The sequence below is a fragment of the Streptomyces sp. NPDC037126 genome (genome assembly GCF_055605965.1).
This window is the reverse complement of the sequence record NZ_JBVJTD010000036.1, coordinates 26983-52661: the sequence shown is the minus strand read 5'-3', so window position 1 is coordinate 52661 and position 25679 is coordinate 26983. Positions and strand designations below refer to the sequence as shown.

The following is a 25679-nucleotide window of genomic DNA, read 5'->3' as shown; positions in this document are numbered from 1 at the left end:
CCCGCGGAGCGGGTCCCCCTGCGCTGCGCGCAGGGCAGGGACTCGCCCCCGCTGCGCGGGGGGGAGTGACGGAGTGTCACCGCCCACGCTGCGCGTGGGCGTTCGGCCGCTGCGCGGCCGACCCCTCTTCGCTGCGCTCCGAGGGGCATGTCCCGGCCTGCGGCCGGGACGGCACGGTCCGCTGCGCTCCCGGGCCGGGGCCCCTGCGGGGCCGGGCTGGCTACGGGAGGGGGTGGCCGGGGTGGGTGGTCAACTCCTGCCGTGGCTACGGCGGGTGATGCAGCATGTTCCGTTGGCGGAACCGGGGCACACCCCGTGCATCATTTTGAGGCCTGGGTAGAGTCTGGAACCACGCCCCACCACCCCTACCGGCCCGAGCCGCACCACCGGGCTCCTCTGACACCTAGTCTGACCTGTGAACTCAGGATGCCGGGCGCAGCGCGAGACCACACAGCACACCACACCCCAGCCTGAACTAACGGACCATCAGGCTTCAGCGGGAATTCCATCGGTCGCAAGAAAGCGACTAAAGGCCCAGCCCGAGGACGTCCAGGAGCAACCCTCGCTTCGCTCGTTTCGCGCGTCCCCGCGCGAATTGCCCCGCCTCCGGCGGGGGTTGTGGAACTGGCCTCCGGCCATTCCACAACGGCCCGTGCCTCCGGCACGGAAAGGCAGACAAATGGGTTTGTGCCTCCGGCACAAACATCGGTGCGGGTATTTGGTTGTTTCGGTGGGGTGTTGGGGTTTGAGTTGAGAGACCGTCATCTGGTTTGGCTGAGCGGGGTTCAGGGGAATCTCCGATCCCCCTTAGAGACGAGGGTATTTGATTGAGATTCCGTGGGGAAAGTGCAACACGGAAACCGGAAAAAGGCAATAGGGCCCCTCCGGGGCCCGACAGCCAGAGTGAGAGGGAGTGTTGGGTCCGCCTCCGGCGGCCGGACACCACCACCCCGCCAGCGCCCGAGCGCGGAGGCCCCGCCGACGCGCAACCCCAAAACCCCGGCCCCGATCCCCGAAGCCGCCGCGCCGCCCATGCCCGCCCCCACACTCCTTCTTTCTTCTTCGGGCAGGGAGAGCGGCAGCAGAGGGGATGTCAGCTCCCCCGACCACGCGTAAGAGCCCATCTGACCTGGGATGTTGGGAAGGCCGGCCGCTGGCCGAGGACAGGGGATAGCGCAGGAGATAGCGCAGGAGTTTGCGCGTGGGGTGGTGCAACAGATCAAGGTTGCTGTATTATGGAACATGTCGGAAGGGTGGCCCCCTAACCGGCACCGCCGAACGTTCGTCAACAGAAAGGCGTAAGCGTGGAAATCGTCATCAGCGGAGGCAAGGTGGCTCCTAGCACGGACGAGATCACGACCCCTCAGGCTGTCAAGGCCCGCCGGATCGCCAATTACCTCCCGCGCCCGGAACTCCTGCGGGACGCCGTCATCGAGCACAACCAGGACGACAACACCACGTCAATTCGGTTTGAGACCACGGCCGGTCCCATCCGAATTCTTCTGCCGGTCGCTCAGGGGTTTGAGTTTCACATCATCCACGACAGCGACACCGGGCCCCGCATTCTCGGAACGTTCCGAGGAGGATCCCTTTCGGTCCGAGCCGTCGCATTCCGCATCAGTGAATTCCTGCGGACGCGCGGACTGAAGTAGGAAGCAATTCCGGGGGGTCCGGTTTACCGGGCCCCCCGGACAGCCCCAGCACCTACACCAACCGGAGGGAAATTCACTGTGAGCATGACGAGCATCGAGCCGGCCCACCGCGCCGCTCCGGCGAGCGAGGGTGAGCGAGAGCAGATGGAGGCCGCATTTCGGGCGGCACTGGAACAGCTCCCCGAGAACACCGGTTTCCCGCACGACGTGCGCGAGGTGGCCCGGCCCCTGTTCGAAGTGGGATGGATCTCTGGCGTACGGACCGGGCACACCGGGCCCGCGCTGGCCGACGTGCCGTTGCCGCCCCACACGTTCGGTACGGCCCTGTCCAACCTGTCCGCCGCCATGCGCGCGGACAGTGGCCCCAGCATCGGGCAGTTGGTCAGCTACCACGGGTCGCAGGAGTGCTGCCACGGCCGCTACTGGGTGACGCGCATTGAGCGCGAACTGGACCACCGGGGACGAGAGTCCACGCTCTACCGGCTCAGCGAGTACAGGAACGGCGCGTTCGTCACCGCACTGACCGGAGTCCACGCGTGGAGCATCACGGCACTGCCGCAGCACTGGCAGCAGTAGGCCCACGCGGAAGGGAACTGATCATGAGTCAGAGGATCGCCGAGCAGCTCAAGACCCACCCGCGCGCCCATGTGGTCAAGCCGGAGGGGAACGACCGGCACGGTGTCATGCGCTACCGCGCACAGGTCAAGCACCTCGCAGTCGGTGACACGCTCGCAGGCTTCGGCAAGGTTCTGGAGTGGTCGGAGACTGACGCGGTCGACGGATGGCGGAGGTTCCGGATGGTCACCGAGCGCCCGCAGTACTACCCGGTCGAGACCAACGTGTTCCACGTGCCGGAGTACCTCTACTACGGCGTTACCGCCCTTGCCGAGCAGGAGGAGTGACCTGACCCGGCACATGCCGCCGCAGTCGTAACCGCAGGTCAGCAGGCTGCCCCGGGGGTGGGGCGCACCGGAGATTTAAGCGGTTGCCCCACCTCCAGAGTTAGGTATTATGGAACCAGTTCGGAAGGGTTGGCCCCCTACCGGACACGCCGAAAGTTCGTCACCAGAAGGGAAGCCCCAAGTGGCTCACGAGATCGAGCAGTTCACCGACGGCACCGCCGCTTTCGCCTCCGCCAACACGAGCGCCTGGCAAAAGCTCGGCACCGTCACCGACGGCGCGATGACCGCCGAGGAAGCCATGCGCCTCGCGTCGCTGTCCGGCTGGAACGTGCGGCTCCTCCCCCTGACCGCAACCGAGATCACGGCCGAGGGAACCACGCCGCTGGAGGTACCGCAGCACTTCGCGACCGCGCGCACGCACCCCAAGACCGGCCGCACGCAGACGCTCGGAGTGGTCGGCAGCGACTACCACCCCGTGCAGAACGAGGAACACGCCGAGTTCCTCAACCTGCTGGCCGACGAGTCCGGCGCGCACTTCGAAACCGCCGGATCGCTCAAGGACGGCCGTCAGGTGTTCCTGACCATTAAGATGCCGCAGGGTCTCACGATCGGCGGGAACGACGACGTTGATCTGTACATCGCAGCGTTCAACAGCCACGACGGAGGCAGCGCGTTCCGCATCGTGGTGACGCCGGTCCGGGTGGTGTGCGCGAACACCATGCGCGCAGCCATCCACGGGGCCCGGTCCTCGTTCGTGGTGCGGCACACCGCCGGAGCCAAGGCCCGCATCGCGCAGGCCCGTTCCGCCCTCGGTCTGACGTTCAAGTACGCCGAGGAGTTCGAGCAGGCCGCACAGCGCATGATCGAAGCCGAGATGACGCTCAGCGAGCTGAAGTCGGTAGTGGACGAGCTGTGGCCGGTCAAGGACAGCGACCACGCCCGCGCCAAGACCAACCAGCGCCAGCGCTGGGGGGCGATCTCGAACCTGTTCGAGCACGCCGACACCCAGGCCGGTATCCGGGGCACGCGGTGGGCCGGATACAACGCGCTCACCGAGTACGCCAACCACTTCGCCCCGACCCGGGGCAAGACCGACGCCGAGAAGGCGAACGCCCGCGCCGAGCGGGTCATCAGCGGAGCGGCGAACGACCTGATGGAGAAGGCATTCGCCCTCACCACGGTCTGACCCCCTGACCGCCGGGTGGGCACCCCAACTCCCCCACGGGGGTGCCCACCCGGCCCCACCGGCCAGCAGTGGCCGCACCCGCCCCCGAGCCCGGAGCGCTCAACCCCGCACCCAGCAGCGCGGAGCGCTGCCCGCCGGCCCCTGCCGCGTAGCGGCAGCGCGTCGCGTCTGCGGAGCAGAGCGCGCGCCAAGAACACGTCCGCCCCCTCCCTGCGCCCAGGCCGCGCCGGCGGACGCCCAGCAGCCTCGACACCCACCGCCCACCCACCGCCCCACGGAAGGCCATCCATGCCCATCCCGAAGTGGACGATCAAAGGCATCGTCGACGACTACGACACGTGCGGTTGCTGCGGCCGCCGCGGCCTCAAGCGCACCGTCGCGCTCATGCCGCTAGACGCCGACGGGAACGAGGACGGCACCGCCGAAGACGTGGGGTACTACGGCACGTCGTGCGCCGCCACCGCGCTGAGCTGGACGCAGGGCAAGGTGACCGACACCGCGCGCGCCGCCCAGGCCGAGCGGGACCAGCGCGACGCCTACGCCCGCCGGATGATCAGCATCTACGCCCCGGTGGAGTTCGCCCCCGTCCGCGACAAGGCACGCGTCTACTACGGCCGCAACCAGCACCAGCGGGGCACGGGCGTGAAGGCGACCGAGGAAGTGGCGAAACTGCTGGACAAGGCCCGCGCCACGCTGGCCGACACCACCACCGGCCCGGCCCGCCCCTCGCGGATCGAGGACTTCCGCCGCTACCTCGTGATCTTCACCAGCGACGACCGGATCCACCTCGTTCAGCGCGTGCCGGAGGAGGAGGCCGAGCGCCAGGAGCAGGCCGCCGCCGCCCAGCGCCGCGCGGACCAGATCCGGGGCAGCGTCCGGGTCGTGGCCGCGCTGGACGCCGAGTCCGCGCGCGACGTCGCGTACGCCGACGAACTGACCCGCGAGTGGAACACGAAGGCCTGGCAGGCCGCCCATGCCTGAGACCGCGCCCGCCCCCCGGTTGTTCATCGGGAGCCGCGTCACCTACCACGGCACCATCACCGAGATGCACGACCACCCCCTGTACCTCCTGCCGTGCACGTGGTTCGGACACTGCGACGCCTGCTGGGAGCAGGACGACGAGTTCGGCGAGCAGCACCCGGAAGAGCGGGACCACTTCATGGCGGTCGACCTCACCACCGACCGCCGTTTGCACCACGCCCGCCGAGCGCACCTGACCCCGGTCCCGCACGAGTGGCCCGCAGACGCCGTTCCGTTCAACATCAACGGCTACTGGTACGCCGCCGCGTACACCACGGCAGGAGGAAGCGGCCGGGCCCGGACGGTGCACTTCTACACCGCCGAGGACTTCATGGGGCGCACCTGGTGCCACTTCCAGGAGCCCGCGCCCGACATCCGCCGCCTGGACGAGTTGGGCCGCCGCCGCCCCGTCATCTGACCAGTGCCCGCGCGCCACAGCGCGCGGGACACCCCCGCCCGCCGCGCGCAGCCGGCCCCCACCCGTCGCCCCGCTGGAGTCACCGTGCCGAACCCACAGCCCGACCAGCCCGCCCGCCGCAGCCTGCCCTACCCCGGAGACGAAGCGATCACCTCCGCCCGCGACCGCGCGCACCTCGCATTCGCCCAGCTCTTCACCGCCCTGGGGGCTGGACGTCACCGCCTGCACTACGCCGCAGTGGACGTCGACGGCCGGTACCGCTTGGCCAGCGCCACCGTCACGGTCACGACCGCCCCCGCATGGCACCTGGACGCCGACCCGGACGAGTTCACCGTCATCGAGGCCGCCGTCACGGCCGCCCTGGAAGGCAGCTGCACCGTCCTGGCCACCCTGGTCGTGCAGACCGACCAGGAACCAGACCCGGTTGTCTGCGGGTGGCGCATCGAGCGCGAATGGCTGCACGGCATGAAGCCCGCCGCCGTGCAGGCCGCCGTACGGCCGTGCGGGGGCAGCTCAGCGCCCGTCGCCCGCGCATACCCCGCCCCGTTCCTGCCGGACCCGTCCGTCACCGGCTAAGGCCCCCGCCCGGCCCCGCCGGAGGCCGGGCCGCCCGCCAACTCCCCATTCACGAGGAGACACCCTGTGATCACCATTGCAACCCCGTCCGGCACCGTCCGCGCCGTTCCCTCCGAGCCGGACGCCACCGGAGCCGTGCTCTACACCCTCACCGGCGCAGCCACGGGAACTGTCCACGTGACCGCGACCAGCAGCCCCGCCCGATGGGACCGCTTCGACGCCGTCCGCGCCAGTCTCGGATCCGTCAGCGCGCGCGAGCTCCCCGCCGAGCCGCTGGTACGCATCCGCGGCCGCGCCTACCACGGCAACACGGTCCGGGTGCTCGCCTCCGCCGACGTGCCCTGGGGATGGCTGGAGCGCGACCTGACCGACACCGACGACCGGCCCGCGCCCCCGCAGGCCAGCCAGACGCTGACCGCCATCCTGCGCGCGTGCGCCGGACACTACGCCGCGCGCAGCGACTTCCCCAGCCTCCAGCACGCGGCCCGACGCCACGACACCCCGCAGCTGCTGAGGTGGCTGGACGCGATGATCTCGCACGCCGAACGGGCGCAGGCCCGCTGGCTAGAGGAGGCCGAGGCCCACCGGGTCCAGGCCGCCCGCAGTCTGGCAGCATGGTGGACGCTGGCCCGCTGGTTCACCGCCCGTCCTCACCCGGTGCTCGCACTCCTACTGGCACCGGACCGCGAGAGCCTGGCCCACCGCGCCGAGTACCTCCCGAAGTGGGCCGAGATCAGCACACGCGCAGCCGAGGACGAGGGCCGCCGTCTGACGCTCTTCCGGTCGGAGCGCGAGGGGTTGGCCCGGCCCGCCGCCGCGCCGGAGAGCACAGAGCGCGCGTACTTCGTGGTCGGTCAGTGGACGGGCGGGGGCGACGTCGACATCTGGCACGTGGAGGAGGCCCCCGCCGATCCGGGCGAACGGGCCGACGTCCACGAGCAGCACCAGGAGGACGCCGAAGAGACCTTCGGCAGCGCCAACGTCGTCTACGCCGCCAGCCCGCAGGCCGCAGCCGAGCAGGCCCGCCGGGAGGCGAGCGAGACCAGCGAGCGCATCCACCGCGAGCTCACCCGCCCCCAGGCCGATACGGCCGCTCCCCGGGGTGGCCTACTGCCAGGCCGCCCCGGCACCCGCCCCTGATCACGAGGAGAGACGACCCGTGGCAACCTTCGCGCACGCCACCCCGGAACGCTGCGCCCAGCTCGGCCGCGCCCTCACCGCCGCCGGCCTTGGCTGGAGTGACAACGGCCGCCAGGACGACCCGCAGTACCTCACCTACACCGTGACCGACCCGCACGGCCGCACGTGGCAGGTCAGCCCGGCCACCAACTTCCAGGTCTCCCCGTCCAGTCCGGGGCAGATCTGGCAGGCCAGCTGCGCGGCCCGGATGACGACGGCCCCGGTGCTGTCCGCCCGCCTGGTGGCGGAGCACATCAAGGACGTCCCGGCATGAGCAGCCCGCCGCCGTTTAGGCCCGAGGACTTCGAAGAGCGCTGCGAGACCTGCAACGCCCCGCCCGGACAGCTCTGCCACGCATGGTGCGACACCGGATACACCGCCGAGGACGCCTGCGCCGACGCCGAGCGCCACGCCTCCCAGCGCGACGCCAAGCCCCCTGCGCCGTAGGCGCACCGCCCCGACTCCCCCGCCCACCCCCACTTCCTCGAAGGAGCACCCTCATGGACCTGTCCACCCCCGCCGGCCTTGAGTCCCTCGCACGCTCGGTTGCCGAGCAGCTCGGCGCCGAGCGCACCGGGACGGACGGCGACACCGGCCGGGTGCGTGTCGTCTACGCCGACGGCCGCGCCCTGGAACTCACCCCCAACCGCCCCCGGACCCGGATCACCGTCACCGCGGTTCTGCCCGAGCAGGCCACCGCGCACGGCATCGAGGTCAAGGCGATCACGGTCACCGCCCTGCCCCGCCCGCGCCCCAGCGAGAGCCAGGCCAAGGCCACCGCGCGGCACACGGCCGACCACATCCGTCAGCGGCTGCTGCCCGCGCACACCGCCGCCCTGGCCGAGCTGCGCGAGCGCACCGCCCCCCAGGTGGCCACGTTCCAGCTGGCCGACGCAGCCCTGTCCGGATTCCTCGACCGCCCCCGGGGCGGGGTGGCGATCTCCGAGCAGCCGGTACGCCGCCCGTTGGGGCTGACCGCCCGGTGTGCCGTCGCCTGGTGGCACACGCTCGACGGGCCCTCCCGCGCCGTGGCACCGTTCATGGCCGACGCCCTGCGCCGGGCCGGACTGGCAACGACGGAGCCGCACGGCAGCGGGTACGTGTTCTTCGCCGAGCCCCCGGCCGAGCAGTCCGGCACCCGGTTCCGGATCGCCCCTGCCGCCGGGGGCGAAGGGTGGGACCTGGTCGACGAGTTCACCGGCGCGTGCGTGCGGACGTACGACGACCGGGAGTGGGCCCAGGGGATCGCCGAGAGCGCGAACGGCGAGGAGGACGCCACCCGGCGCGCCCAGGTCGCGTCCATGGACCTGCCGGGACTGTCTGCAGACCTGATCGAGGACGAGCAATTCCGAATGCTGGCCGTGGAGTTGGCCACCGCCGGGCACATGCCCTACGGCCTGGCCGACGTCGACTACACGCAGACGCCGGGATTCCACATCTACCCCAGCGCAGAGCCGGGCAAGGCCAAGGTGGCACGGCTGCTGGAACCCTGGGGGGCGATCCGGCCCGGTGCCCGCTTCGAGGCGCCCGAACGCGAAGTCGAGCGCCACGACAAGGACATGGAGGCCTACGCGCGGCTCCTGACCAGCCCAGGGCGAACGGTGGCCGTCATGCTGGACGGCATCCAGGTCACGTACAGCGACCCGCCGACCAGGCCCTGATCTGCGCGTTCCGGGGTGGGGCAGCGCTGAGAAATTCAGTTGCCCCACCCTTTGAAATAGGTATTATGGAACACGTCAGATGGAAGCGAGCGAGGAGGCTATCCGTGGACCTGCACAACGCGGCCGCGCTGCTCACCACCCACGCCCAGCACGCCTACACGCTCCAGCGTGAGGCCGGCGCCGCCCTCACGCTGGGGACGCAGCGAGCCCCCCGTCGGCTGGCCCGGCTCGCACACCGGGCCGAACGCGCCGTAGAACTGGCTGGGTTGTGGGACGGGGTCCTCTACGAGGCCCACGCCACCGACCAGCGTGACCTTCTCCCGCTCGCCGACCCCGCGCGCATCGTCGCTGCCGTCCGCACCCTGCGGGCCCTCACCCGCGAGGGGATCACCCGCGCGTACGACCTCGCCTGCGACGACCCCACCTGTCCGGAGTTCCGCGCCTCCACCCCGGAAAGCCCGGCACGGCACTGGGTGGCACGGCTCTTCCTCCTCCACACCAACCTTGTCGAGCACCTGCCCGGCGCGCCGACCGCCACCGCCGTACTCGACGAGCTGCACACCCGCCTCACCGCCGCCCCGGCCGGAGCCGCAGCCGTCCTGGATGTGGTCACCGCCCTGCGCGAGCGCCTCGACGCCGGGCTCGTGGCCGCCCGCGACATCCCCTGCCGCGCGGGCGAGATCCTCATCCGCGCCCTCGAACTGGCCTCCTTCCACGGAAGCAGCCTCACCGGCACCGGAGGCAGCCGCACCGCCGTCGTCGTCCCCCTGGTCGACGGCTGGACGATCCGCATCGACGACCAGGGCTCGGCCGACCACTCGGAGGAGGACCACGGCAGCGGCCGGGGCAGTGCGGGATGGACCGCCTACCTGCACGACCCGGACGGTGACGCGATCGATGTGCTCCGCCACCCCTGCCCCGACACGTCGCACGCGTGTCTCGCCGACAGCGGCATGCGTCCGTCAACTGACGCAGTGGCGTGCCGAGAGCCAGGCCAAAGGCCCTGTCCAGGGCTGACATCCGGCCGCCACGCCGGAGACCACCCACCGGTCCCGCTCACGAGAGGGCCTCCGCCGTGCCCCTGTCAGCCGCCCCGCTGGAGACAGCGGACCTGTCGGCACTCGCCGACCGTCAGCAGACATGGTTCGCCACCGGTCGTGGTCCGGTGGCCGTGCGCAGGTATGCCCGCTCCTCGGACTTCGTACGGGCCGCCGTGCGTTCCGGCAACGGCCGCGACCGCGCAGCCCTGCTGACGCTGCACCCCGAGGCGTACCCGCTCGCGCCGGCCTGGCTGACCGCCGTCGCCGAGGCCGCGCCCGAAACGGCCGACCACCGCCACCCGTCCGCCGCCATGTGCTCGGTCCGGCTGCTCGCGCGGATGACGCCGGATCACCGTAACGGCATCCCCCGCCAGTGCGACGGCTCGGTCGGCTGGAGTGTCCCGGCGCCTTCGCACGCGTGTGGCCGGACGGCCGGATCGAGTTGCGCAGCACCACCGGTGCGGAACTCGCCGGCCGCCTGGAGGGCTCCGAGTGGGATCACTTCAGGGTGGCCGCCGTGGCAGACGCAGGTCTGCGGCTGCTGTGCGCGCACGAGGCCCGGCACCTGATCAGCACCGGGGAGCCGTCCGGCTGGTACCGGCCGTCCGACCGGGGCCTGACCGGAGAGGGCCGGGAGCGCAAGGGCGGTCAGGTGTACGACGGCTCCACCGTGGCGCGCTGCTCCTGCGGCTGGAGCGTGACCGTCCCCTCGCAGCTGGGCGCCCGGGCGATGGCCAAGCAGCACCGCCGCGAGGCCACCGCCGGCGAGGCCGAGTAACTCCCCACGCCCGAGGGTGCGTACGCCCGTACACCCGGCCCGACCACGAAGAAGGTTCCGCCATGTCCCCCGCCGTCAAGACTCCGCCGCCCGCGCCATCCCCCGTACCTGACGACGACCGCAGGTGCGTCGACTGCGGTGTGCCCTGCACCGAGCGGGTGGCATCCATCCCCCGTCTCCGGGGCGGGACCCGCGCCGTGTACGCCTGCTCCGTACACGCGGCCAGGCGCCGACAGGCGTCCTGACCTGCCATGCGGCGCTCAGGCAGCGCCGAGAAATTCAGTTGCCCCACAGCCAGATATAGGTATTATGGAACATGTCGGGGTGGCTCCCTCCCGGCACCGCTGAAAGTCCGTCAACCCAGCGCAAGGAGGCCAGACATGGCCACAGCCACCACCCCTGTCACTGACCAGACGGCAGAGTCCGCCCCCGTCGACACCGACGAGACGCACCTGACCGCCGTCCTGCTCGACCCGGACCTCATCGATCGCGACGACTGCAACGCCCGCGAGCACGACACCGAGCCCGACGACGACCTGATCAACTCCGTCAAGGCCGTCGGCGTCCAGGACCCCGTCAGCGTCCGCCCCCGCCGGGACGGCACCTACGGCGCGTTCAAGGGCTGGCGGCGCACCCAGGCCGCGCAGATCGCCAACGCCACCGCCGAGGCCGAAGGCCACGAGAGGCGGCCGATCAAGGCCTTCGTCCGCGCCGACCTGGTCGGCCGGGACGCGTGGACCCGGTTCCTGTCCCTGATCGAGAACCACCAGCGCGAGGGCATGTCCGCCAAGGACACCCTCAAGGCCGCCGAACTCTCCCTGATCGGCATGGGCGAAGTCGAGCAGAAGGCCGCCGCGCGCGCCCTGGGGCTCAAGCGCGGCACCGGCAAGCGGCTCGGCCGCGCGCAGCAGCTCGACGACGCCACCTTGCGCCGCGCGTCTGCCGGGGGCATGGACCTGGAGCAGATGGCCACGCTCGCCGAGGTCGCCGATGTCCCCGACGCGGAAGGCCGTCTGCTGCGGGCGCTGGCCCGCGACGAAAAGGCGGAGGACGGCGGGCGCGGTCACTGGGACCAGGAACTCGCGCTGCTCAAGGCGGAGCAGGCCGACCGCGCCGCCCGCAAGGAGGCGATCGCCGCGCTGGAGAAGGCGCAAGTCCCCCTGCTGCCCGCACGCGTGCCGTACGGGGAGAAGGACACCGCCCGGCCGCTCACGGACCTGACCACCACGCTGGGCAACCCGCTGACCGAGGACAACCACAAGAACTGCCCCGGCCACAGCGCCCGGCTCGACGACGAGCACCAGCCAGTGTGGTTCTGCGCCGACCCGGCCGCCTACGGCCACAAGGCCCGCCCCAAGCCGAAGCCGGAGAAGACGGCCGAGGACGAGGCCAAGGCCGCCGAACGGGCCCGCACCACCGCGTGCAACCGGGCCTGGAAGGCCGCCGCCGGTCCCCGGCAGGAGTTCGTCTCCCGGCTGGTGCGCTCCAGCAAGGCCCTGCCGGAGGAAGCCTGGCGGTTCGCCGCCGGGGTGCTGCTGGACCTTCCCCGCTTCTACGGCAAGTGGGCCGGTCGGCAGGAGGCCGAGGACGTCGCCCAACTGCTCGGCGTGAAGCTGCCCGAGACGCCGTTCGAGCGGGTGTGCCTGTCGCAGCTGGTCACCCTGTCCAAGGCCCGGCTGCCGCACGTGCTGTTCGCGCACGTCGCCGCCGCCTTCGAGCGCGACATGCGCGAGCCGAAGGGCTGGCACGAGGCCCGGATGCAGGTCCGCTTCCTGTGGGAGGACCTCACCCCCCAGCAGGCCGCCTACCTGCTGCTCCTGGAGAAGCTCGGTCAGGAGGACAAGGGCTCCTACCGGCTGTCGGAGGTCGAGGAACAGGCCCTCGCCCCACACCGGAACGAGGACGCCGACGCCACCAACGACGCCACCGACAACTGACCGCGCGGACGACGGCCGGGCGCCGACGGTGCCCGGCCCCCGCTACCACCGATCAAGACCGCAGGGAGTCCGTCATGTCCAAGTCCAATTCTGCTGAGGCCGCACAGCCGATCGAGGCAGACCAGCCGCTCACCCTCGACGTACTGCGCCGCCTGATCGGCAACGACTGGGCCCGCCTTCCGGGCAAGACCCTGGTCGTCCTGTCCCGGGACGCCGAGGGCAACCTCTACTCGCCGTTCAGCACCTACGCGATCGGCCGCTACGCGCCCGACTACGAGCAGACCGGCGAGGTCTACCCCCTGGAAAGCGAACTCGCGCGCGACCCCGAACTGCGAAGGCTGTTCCCCCAGATCCCGGACAAGGCCGTCGCCGCCCTGGTGCTCTACCCGCTCGGCTGACCGACGGCACACGGTGGGCGCCGTGCATCCGGCGCCCACCCCGGCCCGCCGTCCGGCCGGACGGCGGGTCGGCTCCCACCACCCGGCCATCCCGTCCTCACCCGTAACCCGCGAAGGGAGTGTGACTTCGATGAGCCCCGCGATTCCCGTGCGCTGCCTCGCCCGGCCGCTGGCCGGCGGACTGGTCGTGCCGTGGGTCTCCCTGATCCACAACGGACACGCCGTATTCGGCAGTCTCGACGCCGACCGCGCCCGCCGCGCCTTCCTCGGCCACCTGTGTCAGATCTGCTCCCAGCCTCTTGAGGAGCGGTTCTTCGTCATCGTCCGCCCCGCCGACCAGGAGCAGGGCTACTCCCCCGAACCCGGGCTGCACCCGGAGTGCCAGCCCTACGCCGCCGCCCACTGCCCGATGCTCAACGGCACCGCCACCCACTACCGCTCCCGCCCCGTGCTCGCCTCCCATCCCCCGGGCCGCCCCTGCGCCAATCCCTCATGTCCGTGTCCCCAGCTGACCCCGGACGAGGGGCACACCGCCCGCAGCGGACGGCCCGCCGACCGGTACGAGGCATGGATGATCGCGGCCCGGCACTACCGGCTGGTGTTTCGCCAGGACGCCTTCGGGGCTCCGGCCGGGATCAGTCTGAACGCGCCCGTCCTGCGCAAGCGCACCCTGCGCGAGGCCGTGCTGCCTGCCGACCACGCCGCCCTGCTCGACCTCTTGCACAAGGCCCTGGGACTGGAGAACCCCTAGCCCGCCGGACCGGGGCAGCCCCCGGTGCCGCCCCAACTACGCCATCCAGAAGGGACGTTGCATGCCCACCACGTACCCCGTGACCTTGCCGCCCGTTCCCGGCGACCCGGAGACCACCTGGCACGCCCAGCGGATCGGCGACACGGTCTTCGAGCGGCCGGACGAGGGGTGGCCCTCCGCCACCACCTTGTTCGCCATCGAGCCTCCAGCCCGGCCGAAGCCGAACTGCGCGTGCTGGCGTGGATCAACCACAGCTACGAGGACGACCTCCGTCAGGCGACCGCCTCTGCCGAGCACTAGGCCGGCCCCCACCGCTGGCACGTCAGTCTCCGTCTGCTCGGCGAGTTCTGAGCAGACCGGGTCGCACTACACCGAGAGGAGCCCATCGTGATCATCCCCGACCCTGACAGCCCTGTGGGCAAAGCCGTCATCTCGCTGCACCGGCAGATGACCGATCTGGAGGAGCGCACGGACGAGTGGCCCGGCGCGGACGTCGTCGACATCCTCGGCGACTGGCTGGAGCAGTTCGACTTCACCACGGCTCCGAACCCGGCCGTCGTGCACATTCCGCCGCGCCCGCCGGGGCGGGCCTGGGTGCTGCGCCGCTGGGACCGGCACGAGGACGGCATCGAGCTGTTCACCGACGAGGGCACGGCCCTGGGCGCGCTCGCGCAGCATGTGCGCGGAGCCTGGGACAACCTCGTCGGCGAGGACGGCGTCCCTGAGGAACCGCCCGCCGACGACCGCACGGCCGTGAACCTCTACTACGGGCCGAAACGCGACAACCGCCCGGACGAGGGCTACTCGCTGTACGCCGACACCATCCGCGGGAGGAACCGCACGCGGATCGTGCCGCTCGACTTCCACTTCCCCGACGCCGGCGCCTGCGAACGGGCCCACCGCAACACCGTCTTCCACGCGGGAACCCACGGCGATCTCCCCTGCCTGGAGGTCGACGGCGTCCTGGTGTTCACCTACCTCGACCACCAGGCCGGCGCCGTCCGGGTGTCCGTTCACCTCGACAGTGTCCCCGATCACCTCGTCCGGCCCGACGGCACGGTGCCGCTGCGCGTCGAGGTCGAGGACACGGTCGTGCTCGACGACACCGGCACACAGAGCGCGCCCAGGCCGCCCCTGCTGGACGCGTTGCTGAGCACGGCCGACGCCGTACAGAAGGCGGCGATCCTCGCGGCGGCCCGGGCCGCCGGCCTGCTGTGGCGCTGCCCGGCCTGCCAGTGGGACAACCCGGCTGCGGCGACCTGCTGCGAGGGGCCCGGACCCTGCCGAACGCCCAAGCCAACCAGCGGAGTCGAGGCGGAGCGCGAGCTCCGCGAGCCGTAGGCAGGAGCCGGCCTCAGCGGGGCGGGTGTCTCCACCCCGAAGGAAAAAAAGGGGATGACACCCGCTCTGGACTAGGTATTATGGAACTAGTTTGGGTGGCTCCCGGGCACCGCCAGACCGTTCGTCGCATCGAGGAGTACTTCCATGAGCGGAGAGACCACCGCTGTCATCCGCGGCCGCGTCTTCGGAACCGTGCAGCTGCGCCACACCGAACGCGGCACCCCCGCCGCCCGGTTCACCGTGGTGCAGGTCCCGCGCGAGTACGACCGCACCCGAGGGCAGTGGCACGACGGCCAGCCGGTCCCGGTCATCTGCACCGTCACCGGGCCTCTCGCCCGGCACGTCGCCGAGTGCCTCACCGACGCCGTCCATGTGATCGCCACCGGGAACCTGGCTCTGCGCGACAACATGCTCCGCCTCGACGCGGCCCAGGTCGGTGTAGACCTCGCCCACCACGTCGCCTACATCGACGACACCCTGCCCGCCGTCCTCGCCGGACGCGCACCCACTCCGGCACCGCGTGCGGCAGCCGCCCCCGAGCCCGCACACCGCTCCGGTCCCGCCCGTCCGGCCGCGCCAGCCGCTGACTGGTGGCAGTCCCCGCCGCGCAACTCCTGGGATGCCGTCACCGCGCCCAGCCGCTGACCGCGCCCGCGCTCTCGCCCCCCCATCGCGGCACCGGCATGCCGTCGGCCGCCGCCCTCTCACGGAGGTACATCGTGCCCGACACCGCCCTGTCCGAGCGCGCCGCACGCGCCGCGCTCGCCGCCCACTTCCCCCCTCACCAGGTCGCCGACCACCTCGCCCATCACCCCGCCAAGGACGTCTGGCAGTACGGCGTCGACCATGACGCCAGCGGCCGCCTGGCCCAGTACAAGCCGCACGAGGAACTCGGCAGCGCCCAGCTGACGTGCCAGTTCGTCATCCCGTCGGACGACATCTGGCCCGCCGCCCTGGCCGACCTCGGCCCCGACTGCCCGCTCGGTCTGTGGGTGCGCGGCCGCGAGCAGCTGCCCGAGCTGACCTCACGTGCCGTGGCCGTGACCGGCAACCGGGCCGCCACCGCCCAGGCCCTCGCCCGTACGAAGGCCTTCGCCGCCGCCGTCGCCGAGGCCGGGCACACCGTCACCGCCACCCTCGCCTACGGCGTCGACGCCACCGCCCACCGGGCCGCCGCCCAGGCCGGACACGCCACGCTCGCCGTCCTGCCGCGCGGCCTGGACCGCGCCCACCCGCACGACCACGCCCAGCTGCTGAGCTCGATCCCCACCAGCGGCGGCGCGGTGGTCAGCCTGTTCCCGCCGGGCACACCGGCCAGCGGAGCAACGCTCCGGGCCAGCGCCGCCCTGCTCGCCGCGCTCGTACGGGCCGTGGTTCTCATCGAGGCCCTGGACCACGCCGAGGCGGCGATGCACACCGCCGAGGTCGCCGCCGGCCTGAAGCGGCCCGTGCTTGTCCCGCCCCCCACCGGCGACGTGCGCGCCTACGGCAACGTCCGCCTGCTCGCCGAGCAGCGCGCCGTCCTGGTCCCCGACCCCGCGCACGCGCTCGCCGCCCCGCGCTGACCAGCCCAACCGCCCGTCCGTGCCCGGCTCTCCGGCCGGGCACGGGCCCCGGAAGGAGTGACGGAGGTTATGCCCCGCACCGCGTACACCCCGTCGCTGCCCGGCCTCAGCACCCCCGACGACCTGGACACCGTCATCAACTGGGGCCTCGGCGCCGACTCCACCGCCTACCTCGCCCGGATGCTCACCGACCCCGCCGCGCACGGCATCGACCTGGAGCGCACTGCCGTCCTCTACACGGCCACCGGCAGCGAGTGGCCCGAGACCCGGCTCCTGGTCGAGGAGTTCATGCTGCCGCTGCTTCGCGAACACGGCGTGCGCTTCGTCCAGCTGGCGCGCAACGGCCATCTGCGAGAGGACGGGTTCACGGTCCTGGACGACTCCCGCCAACCCGAGCGGCTCTTCGTCCGCGGGCCGTGGACGCGGTGGGACGACCTGGAGTCCGTCGGCACCGTTCCCCAGCAGGCCGGCACCCGCAAATGCAGCCTGTGGGCCAAGGGCGCCGTCGGTGACTGGTGGCTCGGCCAGGTCTTCGGCGGCCGCCCGTTCCGGCAGGTCATGGGCTTCAACGCCAACGAGGCCGGGCGCTGCTTGCGTGACGAGGCCGCCTCGAAGCTCCCCGGGCGGAGAGGGGTTTACCCGCTCCTCGACTGGGGCTGGGACCGGCAGCAGGTAGAGGACTACCTGCTGAAGCGGTTCGGTGTGCACTGGCCGAAGTCGTACTGCACGTTCTGTTGCTTCCCGGTGTCCATGGGCGCGCTGCCCGCCCACCTGGAACGAATGCGGTCCCACCCGGACATCGCCGGCGAGGTGCTGCGCCTGGAGTACACGGCGATGAGCCTCAACCCCAAGGCCAAGCTGTACGGCAAGCGCACCCTCCTGGAGTGCTTCGACCCCTCCCGCCCACGGGACCGCGATTGTCTGGAGGCCTTCGAGCGCGAGCTCGACATGCCGTGGGCGCTGTACCACGTGCGCCGCCTGTTCCTGCTGTCCGCCTCCGGCGAGCGGCGCCCGGTCATGCGCTCCACCGAGCGCGTCGACCTCGGCCGCGCACGCCAGCTGGGCCAGCGGCTGATCTCCGTGTCCGAGCGGCACGGGATCGAGGTCGAGCACGACCCGGTGTACGGGCGCGCCCGCTCCTGGGTGCGCCGGCGTCGCGAGACCTGGCCGATGGCGGAGGAGCTCTTCACCACCGCCCCCGCCCGCGTGATCAACAAGCAGGACAAGAACTTCGAGCCGGCATGGGACGCCCTGATCTCCGGCTCCACCGCCCAGCTCCCGCTTACCTGAACCACCCCCTCTCTCTGGCGGAAGGACACCTCATGCGCGCTCCCCTGGCCTTACCCCCTGATTCGTCTCGTCCTCTGCGCCGTGCTGTACCTGGCCACGCCGTCCGGGGATGACGTTCGGGCCGCCATGCGGGCCGGACTTCTGGCCTGCATGACGACCCCGGCCCAGGGCGACGTGATCCCGCCCGGTTGCCTGTACGCCTGCGACAACGGCAAGTTCGGCAAGGGCTGGCCCGGCGAGCAGGCCTGGTTCGCCTGGCTCAGGGCGACCATCGACCGCTACGGCCCAGACCGCTGCCTGTGGGCCGTAGCCCCCGACGTCCCGATGGACGCCACAGCGACCCTGACCGAGTCGCTGCCCTGGCTGCGGCAGATTCGCTCCCTGGGCATCCCGGCCGCCTTCGCCGCCCAGGACGGCAGCGAGCACGGCCTCATCCCCTGGGACTTGATCGACGTGCTGTTCCTGGCGGGCAGCACCGAGTGGAAGACCTCACCAGCCGCCCACCGCCTAGCCCTTGAGGCCCGCGAGCGCGGCCTGGACGTCCACATGGGCCGCGTCAACTCTCGCCGGCGGCTGCGCATCGCACAGGCCTTCGGCTGCACCAGCGCCGACGGCACCTACCTCGCCTTCGGCTCCGACGCCAACCTCCCGCGCCTCCTCACCTGGATGAACGAACTCCGCACCACCCCAACTCTGTTCGGAGACGACACATGACGACCTGGCTGCGCTACGTGGGCGCATCGATCATGGGCATCCTCGACCCCGTCCCCTCCGCCGTGGCCTCCCCCATGACCGTGGAGGAGGGCGCCTGGGTCCGCGCGAACGCCTGGACCAAGGCACTGCGCAAGATCGATGACGCCTACCCCCACGGCTTCCACCGGTGGTGCTCGTGCGAGGCCGGCACCTGCCACCCCTGCCGCACCGGCCACCACCAGTGCATCAGCCGCAACGGCCCCCACGTCGACGACGACGCCGGCACCATCACCGACCGCGGCGGCTTCGTCGTCGCGGTGATCCGCTACGGCCCCGGCCAGCGGCCCTGCCGCTGGAGCTGCCCCTGCACGCACGCGCCCGACGGCGAAGCCGAGGAGGCCGACGCCGTCGACGCCTCCGAGGTGCAGCCGACCGCCCGGCGGTCGGCGACGCGCCCCTCGAAGTCCGTGCCCGCGCTCGCACCGGACGGGCAGATGTCCCTCTTCGCCAGCGCCGGTCTGCCGGAGGAGGCCACCGGCGGTGAGACGCCGTGACGCTCCCGATCGGGCCCGACCCCGAACCATCGCCCGCCTGCGCTCCCGCGGCGCCGTCTGCCCTGAGTTCCCCCGTCCGCTGCTCGTCTCAGTGGAGTTGACATGCCTTCGCGCCCCAGCACCCTCCCGCCCATCACACCCGATCTGACCTCGTACGATCTGCTCGCGCCCCAGTTGTCCGGCGGGAAGGACAGCGCGGTCATGATGGCCGTGTTCATGGAAGCTGCCCGCACCGCCGGCGTGGCCGACCGGGTCATCTCGTACCACTCCAGTCTGGGGGTTTTGGAGTGGCCGTCCGTCGTGTTCGACGGCACCCGATACCCGGGGGTGTCCGAGCTCGCGGCCCTGCAGAGCGCCGCGTTCGGGGTCCCCGCCGACCGGCACCTGGAGGTCACCCGCACGATGCCAGGCCCGGACGGGATCCGGATGCCGCACAGTCTGCTGACGGAGATCGCGCTCTATGGGCGCTTCCCGCGCAAGGGCAGCCCGTACTGCCGCAAGAGCGCCAAGGAGAGCGTGGTCTCGAGCGCCTGGACCCCATCGTCCACCGGCTCGGGCGCGAGTTCGGCCGGCCGGTACGCATCCTGAAGGTCATGGGCCTGCGCAGCGACGAGGGCCCCGACCGCAAGAAGCGTGCCACCTTCCGTACGGTGCAGGTCAATGGGGCCCGGATCGTGGACGAGTGGCTGCCCGTCAAGGACTGGCCGACCGCCGCCGTCAAGGAGTGGCACACCGATGCGCCGGTGCCGTACTCCTGGACGTACGATTCGGTGCCCGGCGCCGGCGACTGGGCAGGCACCTCCCGCTGCTCCTGCTCGCTGTGCGTGTTCGCCTCCAAGCGCGACGTGCTGCTCTCCATCAGCCGGCGGCCGCGGCTGGCCGACCTGTACGCCGAGGTCGAACAGGCCCGGGGCGACAGCTTCCGCGCGGACTGGCGCATCACCGACCTGATCCGGCACGCCGAGCAGTGCGGCGCGCCCGACCCGGGCGTCGTCTGCCCGGACGACGGCCCAGAGTTCACCGCCCTCAAGAAACAGGTACGGGCGGCGCTGAAGAAGAAGCCCCGCAAGGAACCCGAACTGGCCCGCCGCGCCGGCCGCGCATTGTGCGACGGCTGCACCGTGCACAACTGATGACCACCGCCCCCTGCGCTCCTCGGCGCAGCGGGCGCCCCCTACAGTGGATGGAGGAGATGACCATGGAGACGAACCCCACCGCCCTGCTGCTCGAACTCACCGCCCAGGCCCAGCGTGCGAGCGACCCGGAGAGGCTGCACGACTTGCTGTCCAGGGGCCACCGCGCCTGGTGCGAGGGCGTCGCCGACGTCCAGGCCGGCGTTGCCCGCGAGACCACGAGCCTGTCCGACGCCGAGCTCGCCGAGCGGTGCGCCGCTGCGTGCGCGCCGTGGGAGCAGGGGATGACGCGCAGCGAGGCGGTCTCCGCTCTCGCTTTCATGACGTGGGATTCCGCGCCGGCCGCGATGGCCTACACGGAGCTGGAGGAGCGTGCGGCGCACTTCGGGGTGTGCCTGCTGGGCGAGGAAGTGCTGTAGGCCGGCCTGGCGGCGGGCTGGACACCAACCCACCGGCTTTGGCATTATCGAACCTGTCGCGCTCGTCCCGGGCGCCGGCATCGTCTTGCCGATCCTTGCCAAAGGGGCCCAGATGTCTCCCGCCGACCGGCTCGTGGACACCGCGCAGATCGTGTCCGAGTTCGGCACGAGCAAGCCCCGGATCAGCGACTGGAGCAACAACCCGGACAGTGGGTTCCCCGCGGTCGCGCACACGGAAGGCCGCAAGCGGTTCTGGCGCCACGACGAGATCGCGGCGTTCTTCGCGCAGCGTGCCCCGAAGAAGCGCGCGCTGCCGGCCGCGGTACTCGAGGCCGACCAGGACGAGCTGCTGACCAAGCGGGAGGTGGCCCAGCTTCTCCGCTACACCCGCACGTCGACCATCGACGGGTACTTCCGCGACCGGCCCGGATACTTCCCCGAGCCCGACGAGGACGTCGACGGCCCCATGTGGCGCCGCGGCACGATCGTGGCCTGGGTCGCCAGCCGCCCCGGCAAGGGCCGGCGCAGCTCCGCTCCGACAGCAGCGCGGCCTGAGGTGTCGGCGGACGGCGACCCCGACGAGCTGCTCGGTACGGCCGAGGTCGCTGCACTGCTCGGCTACGGAAGCCCGGCTTCCTTCTCCAGCGCCCTCTACCAGGGGCGCATCCCCGAACTGCCCGAGCCGGACGCCCAGGTGAAGGAAGAAGGCAGCCGCGGCCCCGGTCGCAAGAAGTGGCGGCGGGCAACCGTCGTCGCTGTCGCCCGCCAGCGCGGTGTGCTGCCGCCGGCCGACAAGGACGAGAACGAGGACCTGGTCGGCGCCGCCGAGGCAGCCCGCATCCTCGGATACAGCAACGCCGACAGCTTCATCAGCGCACTCGGGCACGGGCTCCTGCCCGACCTCGAGCAGCCCGACGGATACGAGTACCGGCGCGGCAGCGGCGGCCGCCCCCGTCAGCAGCGCTGGAAACGCTCCCGCCTCGAGGACCTGGCATCCCGCCGCTCCTCACCCTCCTGACCGCAGCGCACCGACCCGCCGCAGGCGGGATACCGTAAGACCGCGGCCTCTGGTTTAAGGGATCGACGAACTCCCGGCGGGCCAGACGCCGCACGATGGCCGGTATGGAGAGGCCAGCCACCTCTCCCCCGCGAAGCCGCACGGCTTCGCGGAACCGGCCATCGTTACGGATCTCCTGCTACTTCTGCCTCAGCCGCTCGGGAAAGTACGTCCTGAGCGTGTTAAGAGACGCTCGTGCCCAGAGGACGCCGGCAACCGGCCCCAGGACGAGACCGATCGGCAAACCGATCACCCACGCCTCCCGCAGGTTGCCCATGCTGCCGTCCGGGTCGAGTGCCGGCGCGAGCACCCACGGGGCAACGGAGGCGGCCAGGAGACCGAGCACCCAGCCCACCGTGAACACAGGGTGGTTGGGCAGGCCCTGCGCCCGGCGCAGGCGGATCACGTGGATCGGCCCCGCCAGAGTCGCGACGCCTGCCGTCAGGGACCACATCACCCCGATCAGGAAGCCCATCGTCACTGTGCGCGTGTCCTTTCGGAGAGGGGGCCGGGTCGAGCGGAGTCTGTCAGGCCGCTCTGACATCGGCAGCAGAACCTGCCGTGACAGCCGTGGTTCCGGTGTCGGAGTCCGGCCAGCAGCCGACGGAGCTCCCCCCAGACTTTCTACGCTTCGTAGCCGAACATCAGCTGGCATCCCCGGAGGTGATCGGGGAAAGCAGGCCGTCACCGGGCCACAGGGGAGATCCTGCTTCCGCCCAGGCCAGGTGCCGGCCGACCTCGACGAGGACCTCGATCCGGGCGGCGGGCCCGTACGCCCGATGTGCCCCGGACGTGGGGTCGACGGCGCGGACCTCCCTGTGCGGGCCGGCGCACAACAGGGCCCGCGCGATTTCCGGCAGGCCCAGGTTGAGGGCGTCGCAGTCGTGGTCGCGGATGAGCTGCAGCAGGTCTTCGGTGGCTGCCTCCCAGTCGCCGACCTCCGGCCAGCGCGCGCCGCCGTCGAGTTCGTGGGTGAGCGTGGACAGTGGCACGATCTCGCCCGGCCGGCGGCCGCGGGTGAGGCGGTCGTGGATGCGGGCGCCGTCGGGTTGCCGTACGCGGGGGTGCAGCAGGGAGGCTGCGGCCACGACGGTGGTGTTGATCTCCTGGGCGGCGGCCGGGTAGTAGGGCTCGTGCGCGAACAGGAGGTAGACGTCCGTGGTGGGGATAGCTGGGGTGGGTTCGGGCTGGGTCATGGGGAGGGTTCCCTTCTGCAGCGGTGGGTTCGGTGCGTGACGAGCGGCCGGATGGGTCGTCGGCCGGGGGCCAGGCGGGTACGGGCCCAGGGGCCGGCCGGGGTCGGAGGCCTGGTTCGCGTCGGCTGTCCCGTCCTCTGCGGTGCGCTCGAGGATCTGTGCGACCTGGTGGGCGAGTTGGAGCATCAGCCGTTCACGGGCGATGAGGCCGTCTGAGGCCGAGCGGCTGTCCCGGGTCCGGAGCAGGCCTGCGGCATCCCACAGCAAGCCCTGGCCGACCTCGGCCGAGCGGCGCAGGTCGTAGCGTTCGCTGCCGGCGGCGGCCTGGACGAGGGAGGTGTGCAGGGCGGCCAGGCGCTGCAGGTAGCGGCAGGCGACGTCGCCTTCGACCATGCGGACGTGTTCGCGGGCCCGGCTGTCCAGCCTGTCGGGCAGGTGTTCGGCGAGCAGCGGGGCGAGGAGCATCGCCGGCAGGGCGACGTCGACCGGGACTCCGTGGCGGATGGCGAACAGGCCGGCGACCACACTGACGAGCGCGACGGCCGCGGCGGCGAGCCGCAGCGATCCGGGGACGGTGTCCACGGCGATGCGCTGGGCGGGGCGCCGGGTCAGCCAGCGCAGGGCCATGCGCTGCGTACGCGTGGCGACTGGAGTGAGCACCGCGATCTGGTGGGGGATCTCGGGCGGGCTGCCGTCGCCGGGGACGGTCCAGGCGAGCCATCCCCACAGGGTGCGTTCGTGGACGAGTACGGGCTCGCAGGCGGCCGAGCAGGTGTGATCGCGGACGTGGCCGGTCCGCAGGGCTCGGGAACGTTCTTTCTCCCACCGCCCCGGATCACGGGTGAAGGGGCGCTCGTGGTGCGCAGCCGCGGTCGGCGGCGGGGTGTGGAGCGTGTCCGTCACGAGGTGCTTCCTTCCAGGTGGTGGTCTGTCAGGGCGGAGGCGCACGTGGTGCAGCGGCCGTCGCCTGCGGGGTGAGCGCGGCGGGGTGTGGGGCCCGGGCAGGTGCGGCAGAGCGGCCAGCCGAGGCAGGCCGGGCAGAGGTCCTCGCCGGGGGCGGTTCCGGGAACGCCGCAGCCGGCGCACTCGGTAAGGGCCCGGTAGGTCAGGGCCTCGCTCACCGTGCGGGCGGCGGCGGAGCCGGTCATCGGCTGCGGCGGCTGGGCGTCCCACACGGGCTGGTCATGGTGGTCGGCCGCGAGGGCGGGTGGCGGGTAGGCCTGGGCAGCGCGCAGGCGGGCGGCGATGATCGCGCCGACCGTGGTCCGTACCGGATGGGGCAGGGGCCGGGCGGCGATGACGTGCCGCAGTTGCTCAGCGTTCCAGCCGGCCTCCAGCATCACGGTCACGACGCGGCCTTGATCGGTCAGCGCCTGCCCGGTCAGCAGCAGCTCGGGGCGAGCCGCCCCGAGGTCGAGCAGCAGCCGGATCCCCGGGTGCATCTCATCCGCCGCAGGCGCGGCCGGCGGGGACGTCGGTGTGTCCGGCCGGTCCGTCCGTCCCGGTGTTCGCGACGCGTCGCCGCGGCAGGGACGGAGGGGGCTGGTCTTCTGCTTAGTGGTCTTCTTTCTGTTGGTGTTCTTAGTGGACCGATCAGCCAACGTAGGGTCATCCACTGGTGGAAAACCCGACTCTGGTTGTGACCTGCTGCTTTGCAGAGCGGGCAGGTCGGTGAGGAAATACGCCGCCGCACCGAGGGTGCCGTCTGGGCCGCGCTCCCGTTCCCGCACCAGGAAGCCGTGCTTCTCCAGCTCCTTCAGCCCGCTCTTGACGGCTGAGTCACCGTCGCGGCCACGACGTGCGATGTCGGCAACCGTCATCCGCCAGCCGTCCCGATGCGTGGAGAGCAGTCCGAACAGGCCCTTGGCCTTGAAAGACAACTGGGGGTCGCGGAAGAGCCCGTTGGCGATCTGGGTGAACTGATCGGCCGCCATCACGCCCCGACGGATCCCCGTCGGCAGGCCGCCGACAGGCTCAGCCTCGGGGGACGTGACCATCACGTCGGCTTCGATCAGCGCGACGTCCAAGGTGGCCGGTCGGTCGGTGATGCAGTAGACGATCTCGCCGAGGGTGCCGTCCGGGCGGCGCAGGCGTTCACGGATCAGGTAGCCGTGGACCTCGAGCTCCTGCAGCCCGGTGCGTACCGCTTCGCGTCCGTCCGGGCCCAGGCGGACGAGGTCGGTGACCGTCACCTGCCAGCCATTCCTGTGCGTACTGACGTACCCGAAGAGCCCCTTGGCTTTGAACGACAGCCCGGAGTCACGAAACAGCGCGTTGGCGATCTGGGTGAACTGATCGGCCGCCATCACGCCCCGGCGGATCCCCGCCCCGAAGCGGCTCACCGCCGTGTCCCCGACGCATGCCGCGGGCGGTGCCCACGGCGGCACACCGGGCTCGTCGCGGTGGGGCGGCCGGGGGTCCTGGGCGTGGAGGCGTGCGTGTGTTCCATGGCGTCAGCTCACCGGCCGACCCCGACCAGGCTGACGGCCACGAGCCCCGACCATCGGTCACGATCCGGCAACGGAGCCGTCTAGCTGCCGTGGTCGGGCTCATGGTCGGGCCGACACGCGCCTTCGGCTTGGGCGCTCAGTGATTGCGCAGTCCGCCCGGCCTTCCTGATCTTCTCTTGTGCAGGTCCGTATCGCGCACTGCGCAGGCCTCTGACACGGGCCGGTGCCGGCTTCCGTCTGCGCATCGGTGTCCGGGCCCTGTGGCCGGGCGGCACGTGATTGCGCGGCGGTCGCCGGTCAGGTCAACGTGCGCCGGACACGGTGGCCTGCCGCCAGATCGCGGCAGCCCCATGGTCGGGGTCATGGTTGGCCCGACCATGACCCCGACCATGGTCTTCGTGTCCCCATCGTGACCATGGTCGGGGGTTCATGGTCGGTGGTCGGGTCGGGGTCGCCGGGTTTTCTCAAGGTCAGCAACTACAC

At 71.6% G+C, this 25679-nt stretch carries 30 protein-coding genes; 26 read left to right on the top strand and 4 right to left on the bottom strand.

Annotation, left to right across the window (positions count from 1 at the left end):
* Positions 1 to 1304 precede the first annotated feature (1304 nt).
* The 16 genes from ACZ7FF_RS40990 to ACZ7FF_RS40915 all read left to right on the top strand — a co-directional run bounded on the left by ACZ7FF_RS40990 (position 1305) and on the right by ACZ7FF_RS40915 (position 13498).
* Positions 1305 to 1652, top strand: coding sequence for a hypothetical protein (locus tag ACZ7FF_RS40990; protein ID WP_470819367.1), 348 nt, complete (start codon positions 1305 to 1307; stop codon positions 1650 to 1652).
* Between the two features lie 84 nt (positions 1653 to 1736).
* Complete coding sequence (locus tag ACZ7FF_RS40985; RefSeq protein ID WP_470819365.1) at positions 1737 to 2228, top strand: hypothetical protein; 492 nt, start codon at positions 1737 to 1739, stop codon at positions 2226 to 2228.
* A 23-nt stretch (positions 2229 to 2251) separates the two neighbouring features.
* On the top strand, positions 2252 to 2554 hold the full coding sequence (locus tag ACZ7FF_RS40980) for a hypothetical protein (protein ID WP_470819363.1): 303 nt from the start codon (positions 2252 to 2254) through the stop codon (positions 2552 to 2554).
* Positions 2555 to 2735: 181 nt separating this feature from the next.
* Positions 2736 to 3740: a DUF932 domain-containing protein gene (locus ACZ7FF_RS40975; protein WP_470819361.1), complete on the top strand. Its 1005-nt coding sequence runs from the start codon at positions 2736 to 2738 to the stop codon at positions 3738 to 3740.
* Positions 3741 to 4028: 288 nt separating this feature from the next.
* Complete coding sequence (locus tag ACZ7FF_RS40970) at positions 4029 to 4721, top strand: hypothetical protein (protein ID WP_470819359.1); 693 nt, start codon at positions 4029 to 4031, stop codon at positions 4719 to 4721.
* Positions 4714 to 5178 carry a hypothetical protein gene (locus tag ACZ7FF_RS40965; RefSeq protein WP_470819357.1) on the top strand — a complete coding sequence of 155 codons (465 nt, stop codon included), beginning with the start codon at positions 4714 to 4716 and terminating at the stop codon, positions 5176 to 5178. Before ACZ7FF_RS40970 ends, ACZ7FF_RS40965 begins: the two co-directional genes overlap by 8 nt.
* An 84-nt stretch (positions 5179 to 5262) precedes the next feature.
* Positions 5263 to 5754 carry a hypothetical protein gene (locus ACZ7FF_RS40960; RefSeq protein ID WP_470819355.1) on the top strand — a complete coding sequence of 164 codons (492 nt, stop codon included), beginning with the start codon at positions 5263 to 5265 and terminating at the stop codon, positions 5752 to 5754.
* 66 nt (positions 5755 to 5820) lie between these two features.
* The gene (locus ACZ7FF_RS40955) at positions 5821 to 6894 is read left to right on the top strand and encodes a hypothetical protein (protein ID WP_470819354.1); all 1074 of its coding nucleotides are present in this window, start codon (positions 5821 to 5823) and stop codon (positions 6892 to 6894) included.
* Positions 6895 to 6913: 19 nt separating this feature from the next.
* Positions 6914 to 7207, top strand: a complete 294-nt coding sequence (locus ACZ7FF_RS40950; RefSeq protein WP_470819352.1) for a hypothetical protein — start codon at positions 6914 to 6916, stop codon at positions 7205 to 7207.
* Positions 7204 to 7380: a hypothetical protein gene (locus ACZ7FF_RS40945; protein ID WP_470819350.1), complete on the top strand. Its 177-nt coding sequence runs from the start codon at positions 7204 to 7206 to the stop codon at positions 7378 to 7380. The genes ACZ7FF_RS40950 and ACZ7FF_RS40945 overlap by 4 nt, the downstream gene beginning before the upstream one ends.
* Positions 7381 to 7433: 53 nt before the next feature.
* Positions 7434 to 8594, top strand: coding sequence for a hypothetical protein (locus ACZ7FF_RS40940; RefSeq protein WP_470819349.1), 1161 nt, complete (start codon positions 7434 to 7436; stop codon positions 8592 to 8594).
* Between the two features lie 104 nt (positions 8595 to 8698).
* Positions 8699 to 9847: a hypothetical protein gene (locus ACZ7FF_RS40935; protein ID WP_470819347.1), complete on the top strand. Its 1149-nt coding sequence runs from the start codon at positions 8699 to 8701 to the stop codon at positions 9845 to 9847.
* A gap of 160 nt (positions 9848 to 10007) precedes the next feature.
* Entirely contained in the window at positions 10008 to 10412 is a 405-nt protein-coding gene (locus tag ACZ7FF_RS40930) for a hypothetical protein (RefSeq protein WP_470819345.1), read from the top strand.
* Between the two features lie 380 nt (positions 10413 to 10792).
* Complete coding sequence (locus ACZ7FF_RS40925) at positions 10793 to 12349, top strand: ParB/RepB/Spo0J family partition protein (protein ID WP_470819343.1); 1557 nt, start codon at positions 10793 to 10795, stop codon at positions 12347 to 12349.
* Positions 12350 to 12423: 74 nt separating this feature from the next.
* Positions 12424 to 12747, top strand: coding sequence for a hypothetical protein (locus ACZ7FF_RS40920; RefSeq protein WP_470819341.1), 324 nt, complete (start codon positions 12424 to 12426; stop codon positions 12745 to 12747).
* Positions 12748 to 12877: 130 nt separating this feature from the next.
* Positions 12878 to 13498, top strand: coding sequence for a cell envelope biogenesis protein OmpA (locus ACZ7FF_RS40915; RefSeq protein ID WP_470819339.1), 621 nt, complete (start codon positions 12878 to 12880; stop codon positions 13496 to 13498).
* A gap of 36 nt (positions 13499 to 13534) precedes the next feature.
* Here the strand turns inward: ACZ7FF_RS40915 and ACZ7FF_RS40910 are convergent, their stop codons facing one another.
* Positions 13535 to 13696 carry a hypothetical protein gene (locus ACZ7FF_RS40910; RefSeq protein WP_470819337.1) on the bottom strand — a complete coding sequence of 54 codons (162 nt, stop codon included), beginning with the start codon at positions 13694 to 13696 and terminating at the stop codon, positions 13535 to 13537.
* A 189-nt stretch (positions 13697 to 13885) separates the two neighbouring features.
* Here ACZ7FF_RS40910 and ACZ7FF_RS40905 point away from each other — a divergent pair, with 189 nt between their 5' ends.
* From ACZ7FF_RS40905 to ACZ7FF_RS40860, 10 genes are all read left to right on the top strand, one after another.
* On the top strand, positions 13886 to 14839 hold the full coding sequence (locus ACZ7FF_RS40905) for a hypothetical protein (RefSeq protein WP_470819335.1): 954 nt from the start codon (positions 13886 to 13888) through the stop codon (positions 14837 to 14839).
* Between the two features lie 144 nt (positions 14840 to 14983).
* Positions 14984 to 15484 carry a single stranded DNA-binding domain-containing protein gene (locus ACZ7FF_RS40900; RefSeq protein ID WP_470819333.1) on the top strand — a complete coding sequence of 167 codons (501 nt, stop codon included), beginning with the start codon at positions 14984 to 14986 and terminating at the stop codon, positions 15482 to 15484.
* Between the two features lie 74 nt (positions 15485 to 15558).
* Positions 15559 to 16404, top strand: coding sequence for a DNA-processing protein DprA (locus ACZ7FF_RS40895; RefSeq protein ID WP_470819331.1), 846 nt, complete (start codon positions 15559 to 15561; stop codon positions 16402 to 16404).
* Between the two features lie 69 nt (positions 16405 to 16473).
* Positions 16474 to 17694: a hypothetical protein gene (locus ACZ7FF_RS40890; RefSeq protein WP_470819329.1), complete on the top strand. Its 1221-nt coding sequence runs from the start codon at positions 16474 to 16476 to the stop codon at positions 17692 to 17694.
* 150 nt (positions 17695 to 17844) lie between these two features.
* The gene (locus ACZ7FF_RS40885) at positions 17845 to 18408 is read left to right on the top strand and encodes a hypothetical protein (protein ID WP_470819327.1); all 564 of its coding nucleotides are present in this window, start codon (positions 17845 to 17847) and stop codon (positions 18406 to 18408) included.
* Positions 18405 to 18941 carry a DUF6248 family natural product biosynthesis protein gene (locus tag ACZ7FF_RS40880; RefSeq protein ID WP_470819326.1) on the top strand — a complete coding sequence of 179 codons (537 nt, stop codon included), beginning with the start codon at positions 18405 to 18407 and terminating at the stop codon, positions 18939 to 18941. The genes ACZ7FF_RS40885 and ACZ7FF_RS40880 overlap by 4 nt, the downstream gene beginning before the upstream one ends.
* Positions 18942 to 19043: 102 nt before the next feature.
* Complete coding sequence (locus ACZ7FF_RS40875; protein WP_470819324.1) at positions 19044 to 19529, top strand: hypothetical protein; 486 nt, start codon at positions 19044 to 19046, stop codon at positions 19527 to 19529.
* Between the two features lie 5 nt (positions 19530 to 19534).
* Positions 19535 to 20074, top strand: a complete 540-nt coding sequence (locus tag ACZ7FF_RS40870; RefSeq protein ID WP_470819322.1) for a hypothetical protein — start codon at positions 19535 to 19537, stop codon at positions 20072 to 20074.
* A 65-nt stretch (positions 20075 to 20139) separates the two neighbouring features.
* Positions 20140 to 20493 (top strand): hypothetical protein, encoded by a 354-nt coding sequence (locus ACZ7FF_RS40865; RefSeq protein ID WP_470819320.1) that lies wholly within the window; start codon positions 20140 to 20142, stop codon positions 20491 to 20493.
* A 112-nt stretch (positions 20494 to 20605) separates the two neighbouring features.
* On the top strand, positions 20606 to 21511 hold the full coding sequence (locus ACZ7FF_RS40860) for a helix-turn-helix transcriptional regulator (protein ID WP_470819318.1): 906 nt from the start codon (positions 20606 to 20608) through the stop codon (positions 21509 to 21511).
* A gap of 178 nt (positions 21512 to 21689) precedes the next feature.
* Here the strand turns inward: ACZ7FF_RS40860 and ACZ7FF_RS40855 are convergent, their stop codons facing one another.
* The 3 genes from ACZ7FF_RS40855 to ACZ7FF_RS40845 all read right to left on the bottom strand — a co-directional run bounded on the left by ACZ7FF_RS40855 (position 21690) and on the right by ACZ7FF_RS40845 (position 25088).
* Positions 21690 to 22031: a hypothetical protein gene (locus ACZ7FF_RS40855; RefSeq protein ID WP_470819317.1), complete on the bottom strand. Its 342-nt coding sequence runs from the start codon at positions 22029 to 22031 to the stop codon at positions 21690 to 21692.
* Between the two features lie 163 nt (positions 22032 to 22194).
* Positions 22195 to 23649: a hypothetical protein gene (locus tag ACZ7FF_RS40850; RefSeq protein ID WP_470819315.1), complete on the bottom strand. Its 1455-nt coding sequence runs from the start codon at positions 23647 to 23649 to the stop codon at positions 22195 to 22197.
* A complete protein-coding gene (locus tag ACZ7FF_RS40845; RefSeq protein ID WP_470819313.1) occupies positions 23646 to 25088 on the bottom strand; it encodes a hypothetical protein in 1443 nt (480 codons plus the stop codon). Before ACZ7FF_RS40845 ends, ACZ7FF_RS40850 begins: the two co-directional genes overlap by 4 nt.
* Between the last annotated feature and the right edge of the window lie 591 nt (positions 25089 to 25679).

Coding starts and splice junctions, on each gene's coding strand:
- ACZ7FF_RS40985 (WP_470819365.1), top strand. CDS start 1,737: ATGACGAGCATCGAGCCGGCCCACCGCGCCGCTCCGGCGAGCGAGGGT.
- ACZ7FF_RS40980 (WP_470819363.1), top strand. CDS start 2,252: ATGAGTCAGAGGATCGCCGAGCAGCTCAAGACCCACCCGCGCGCCCAT.
- ACZ7FF_RS40970 (WP_470819359.1), top strand. CDS start 4,029: ATGCCCATCCCGAAGTGGACGATCAAAGGCATCGTCGACGACTACGAC.
- ACZ7FF_RS40965 (WP_470819357.1), top strand. CDS start 4,714: ATGCCTGAGACCGCGCCCGCCCCCCGGTTGTTCATCGGGAGCCGCGTC.
- ACZ7FF_RS40945 (WP_470819350.1), top strand. CDS start 7,204: ATGAGCAGCCCGCCGCCGTTTAGGCCCGAGGACTTCGAAGAGCGCTGC.
- ACZ7FF_RS40940 (WP_470819349.1), top strand. CDS start 7,434: ATGGACCTGTCCACCCCCGCCGGCCTTGAGTCCCTCGCACGCTCGGTT.
- ACZ7FF_RS40925 (WP_470819343.1), top strand. CDS start 10,793: ATGGCCACAGCCACCACCCCTGTCACTGACCAGACGGCAGAGTCCGCC.
- ACZ7FF_RS40920 (WP_470819341.1), top strand. CDS start 12,424: ATGTCCAAGTCCAATTCTGCTGAGGCCGCACAGCCGATCGAGGCAGAC.
- ACZ7FF_RS40915 (WP_470819339.1), top strand. CDS start 12,878: ATGAGCCCCGCGATTCCCGTGCGCTGCCTCGCCCGGCCGCTGGCCGGC.
- ACZ7FF_RS40910 (WP_470819337.1), bottom strand. CDS start 13,696: ATGGCGAACAAGGTGGTGGCGGAGGGCCACCCCTCGTCCGGCCGCTCG.
- ACZ7FF_RS40900 (WP_470819333.1), top strand. CDS start 14,984: ATGAGCGGAGAGACCACCGCTGTCATCCGCGGCCGCGTCTTCGGAACC.
- ACZ7FF_RS40890 (WP_470819329.1), top strand. CDS start 16,474: ATGCCCCGCACCGCGTACACCCCGTCGCTGCCCGGCCTCAGCACCCCC.
- ACZ7FF_RS40885 (WP_470819327.1), top strand. CDS start 17,845: ATGACGACCCCGGCCCAGGGCGACGTGATCCCGCCCGGTTGCCTGTAC.
- ACZ7FF_RS40880 (WP_470819326.1), top strand. CDS start 18,405: ATGACGACCTGGCTGCGCTACGTGGGCGCATCGATCATGGGCATCCTC.
- ACZ7FF_RS40875 (WP_470819324.1), top strand. CDS start 19,044: ATGCCTTCGCGCCCCAGCACCCTCCCGCCCATCACACCCGATCTGACC.
- ACZ7FF_RS40870 (WP_470819322.1), top strand. CDS start 19,535: ATGGGCCTGCGCAGCGACGAGGGCCCCGACCGCAAGAAGCGTGCCACC.
- ACZ7FF_RS40865 (WP_470819320.1), top strand. CDS start 20,140: ATGGAGACGAACCCCACCGCCCTGCTGCTCGAACTCACCGCCCAGGCC.
- ACZ7FF_RS40860 (WP_470819318.1), top strand. CDS start 20,606: ATGTCTCCCGCCGACCGGCTCGTGGACACCGCGCAGATCGTGTCCGAG.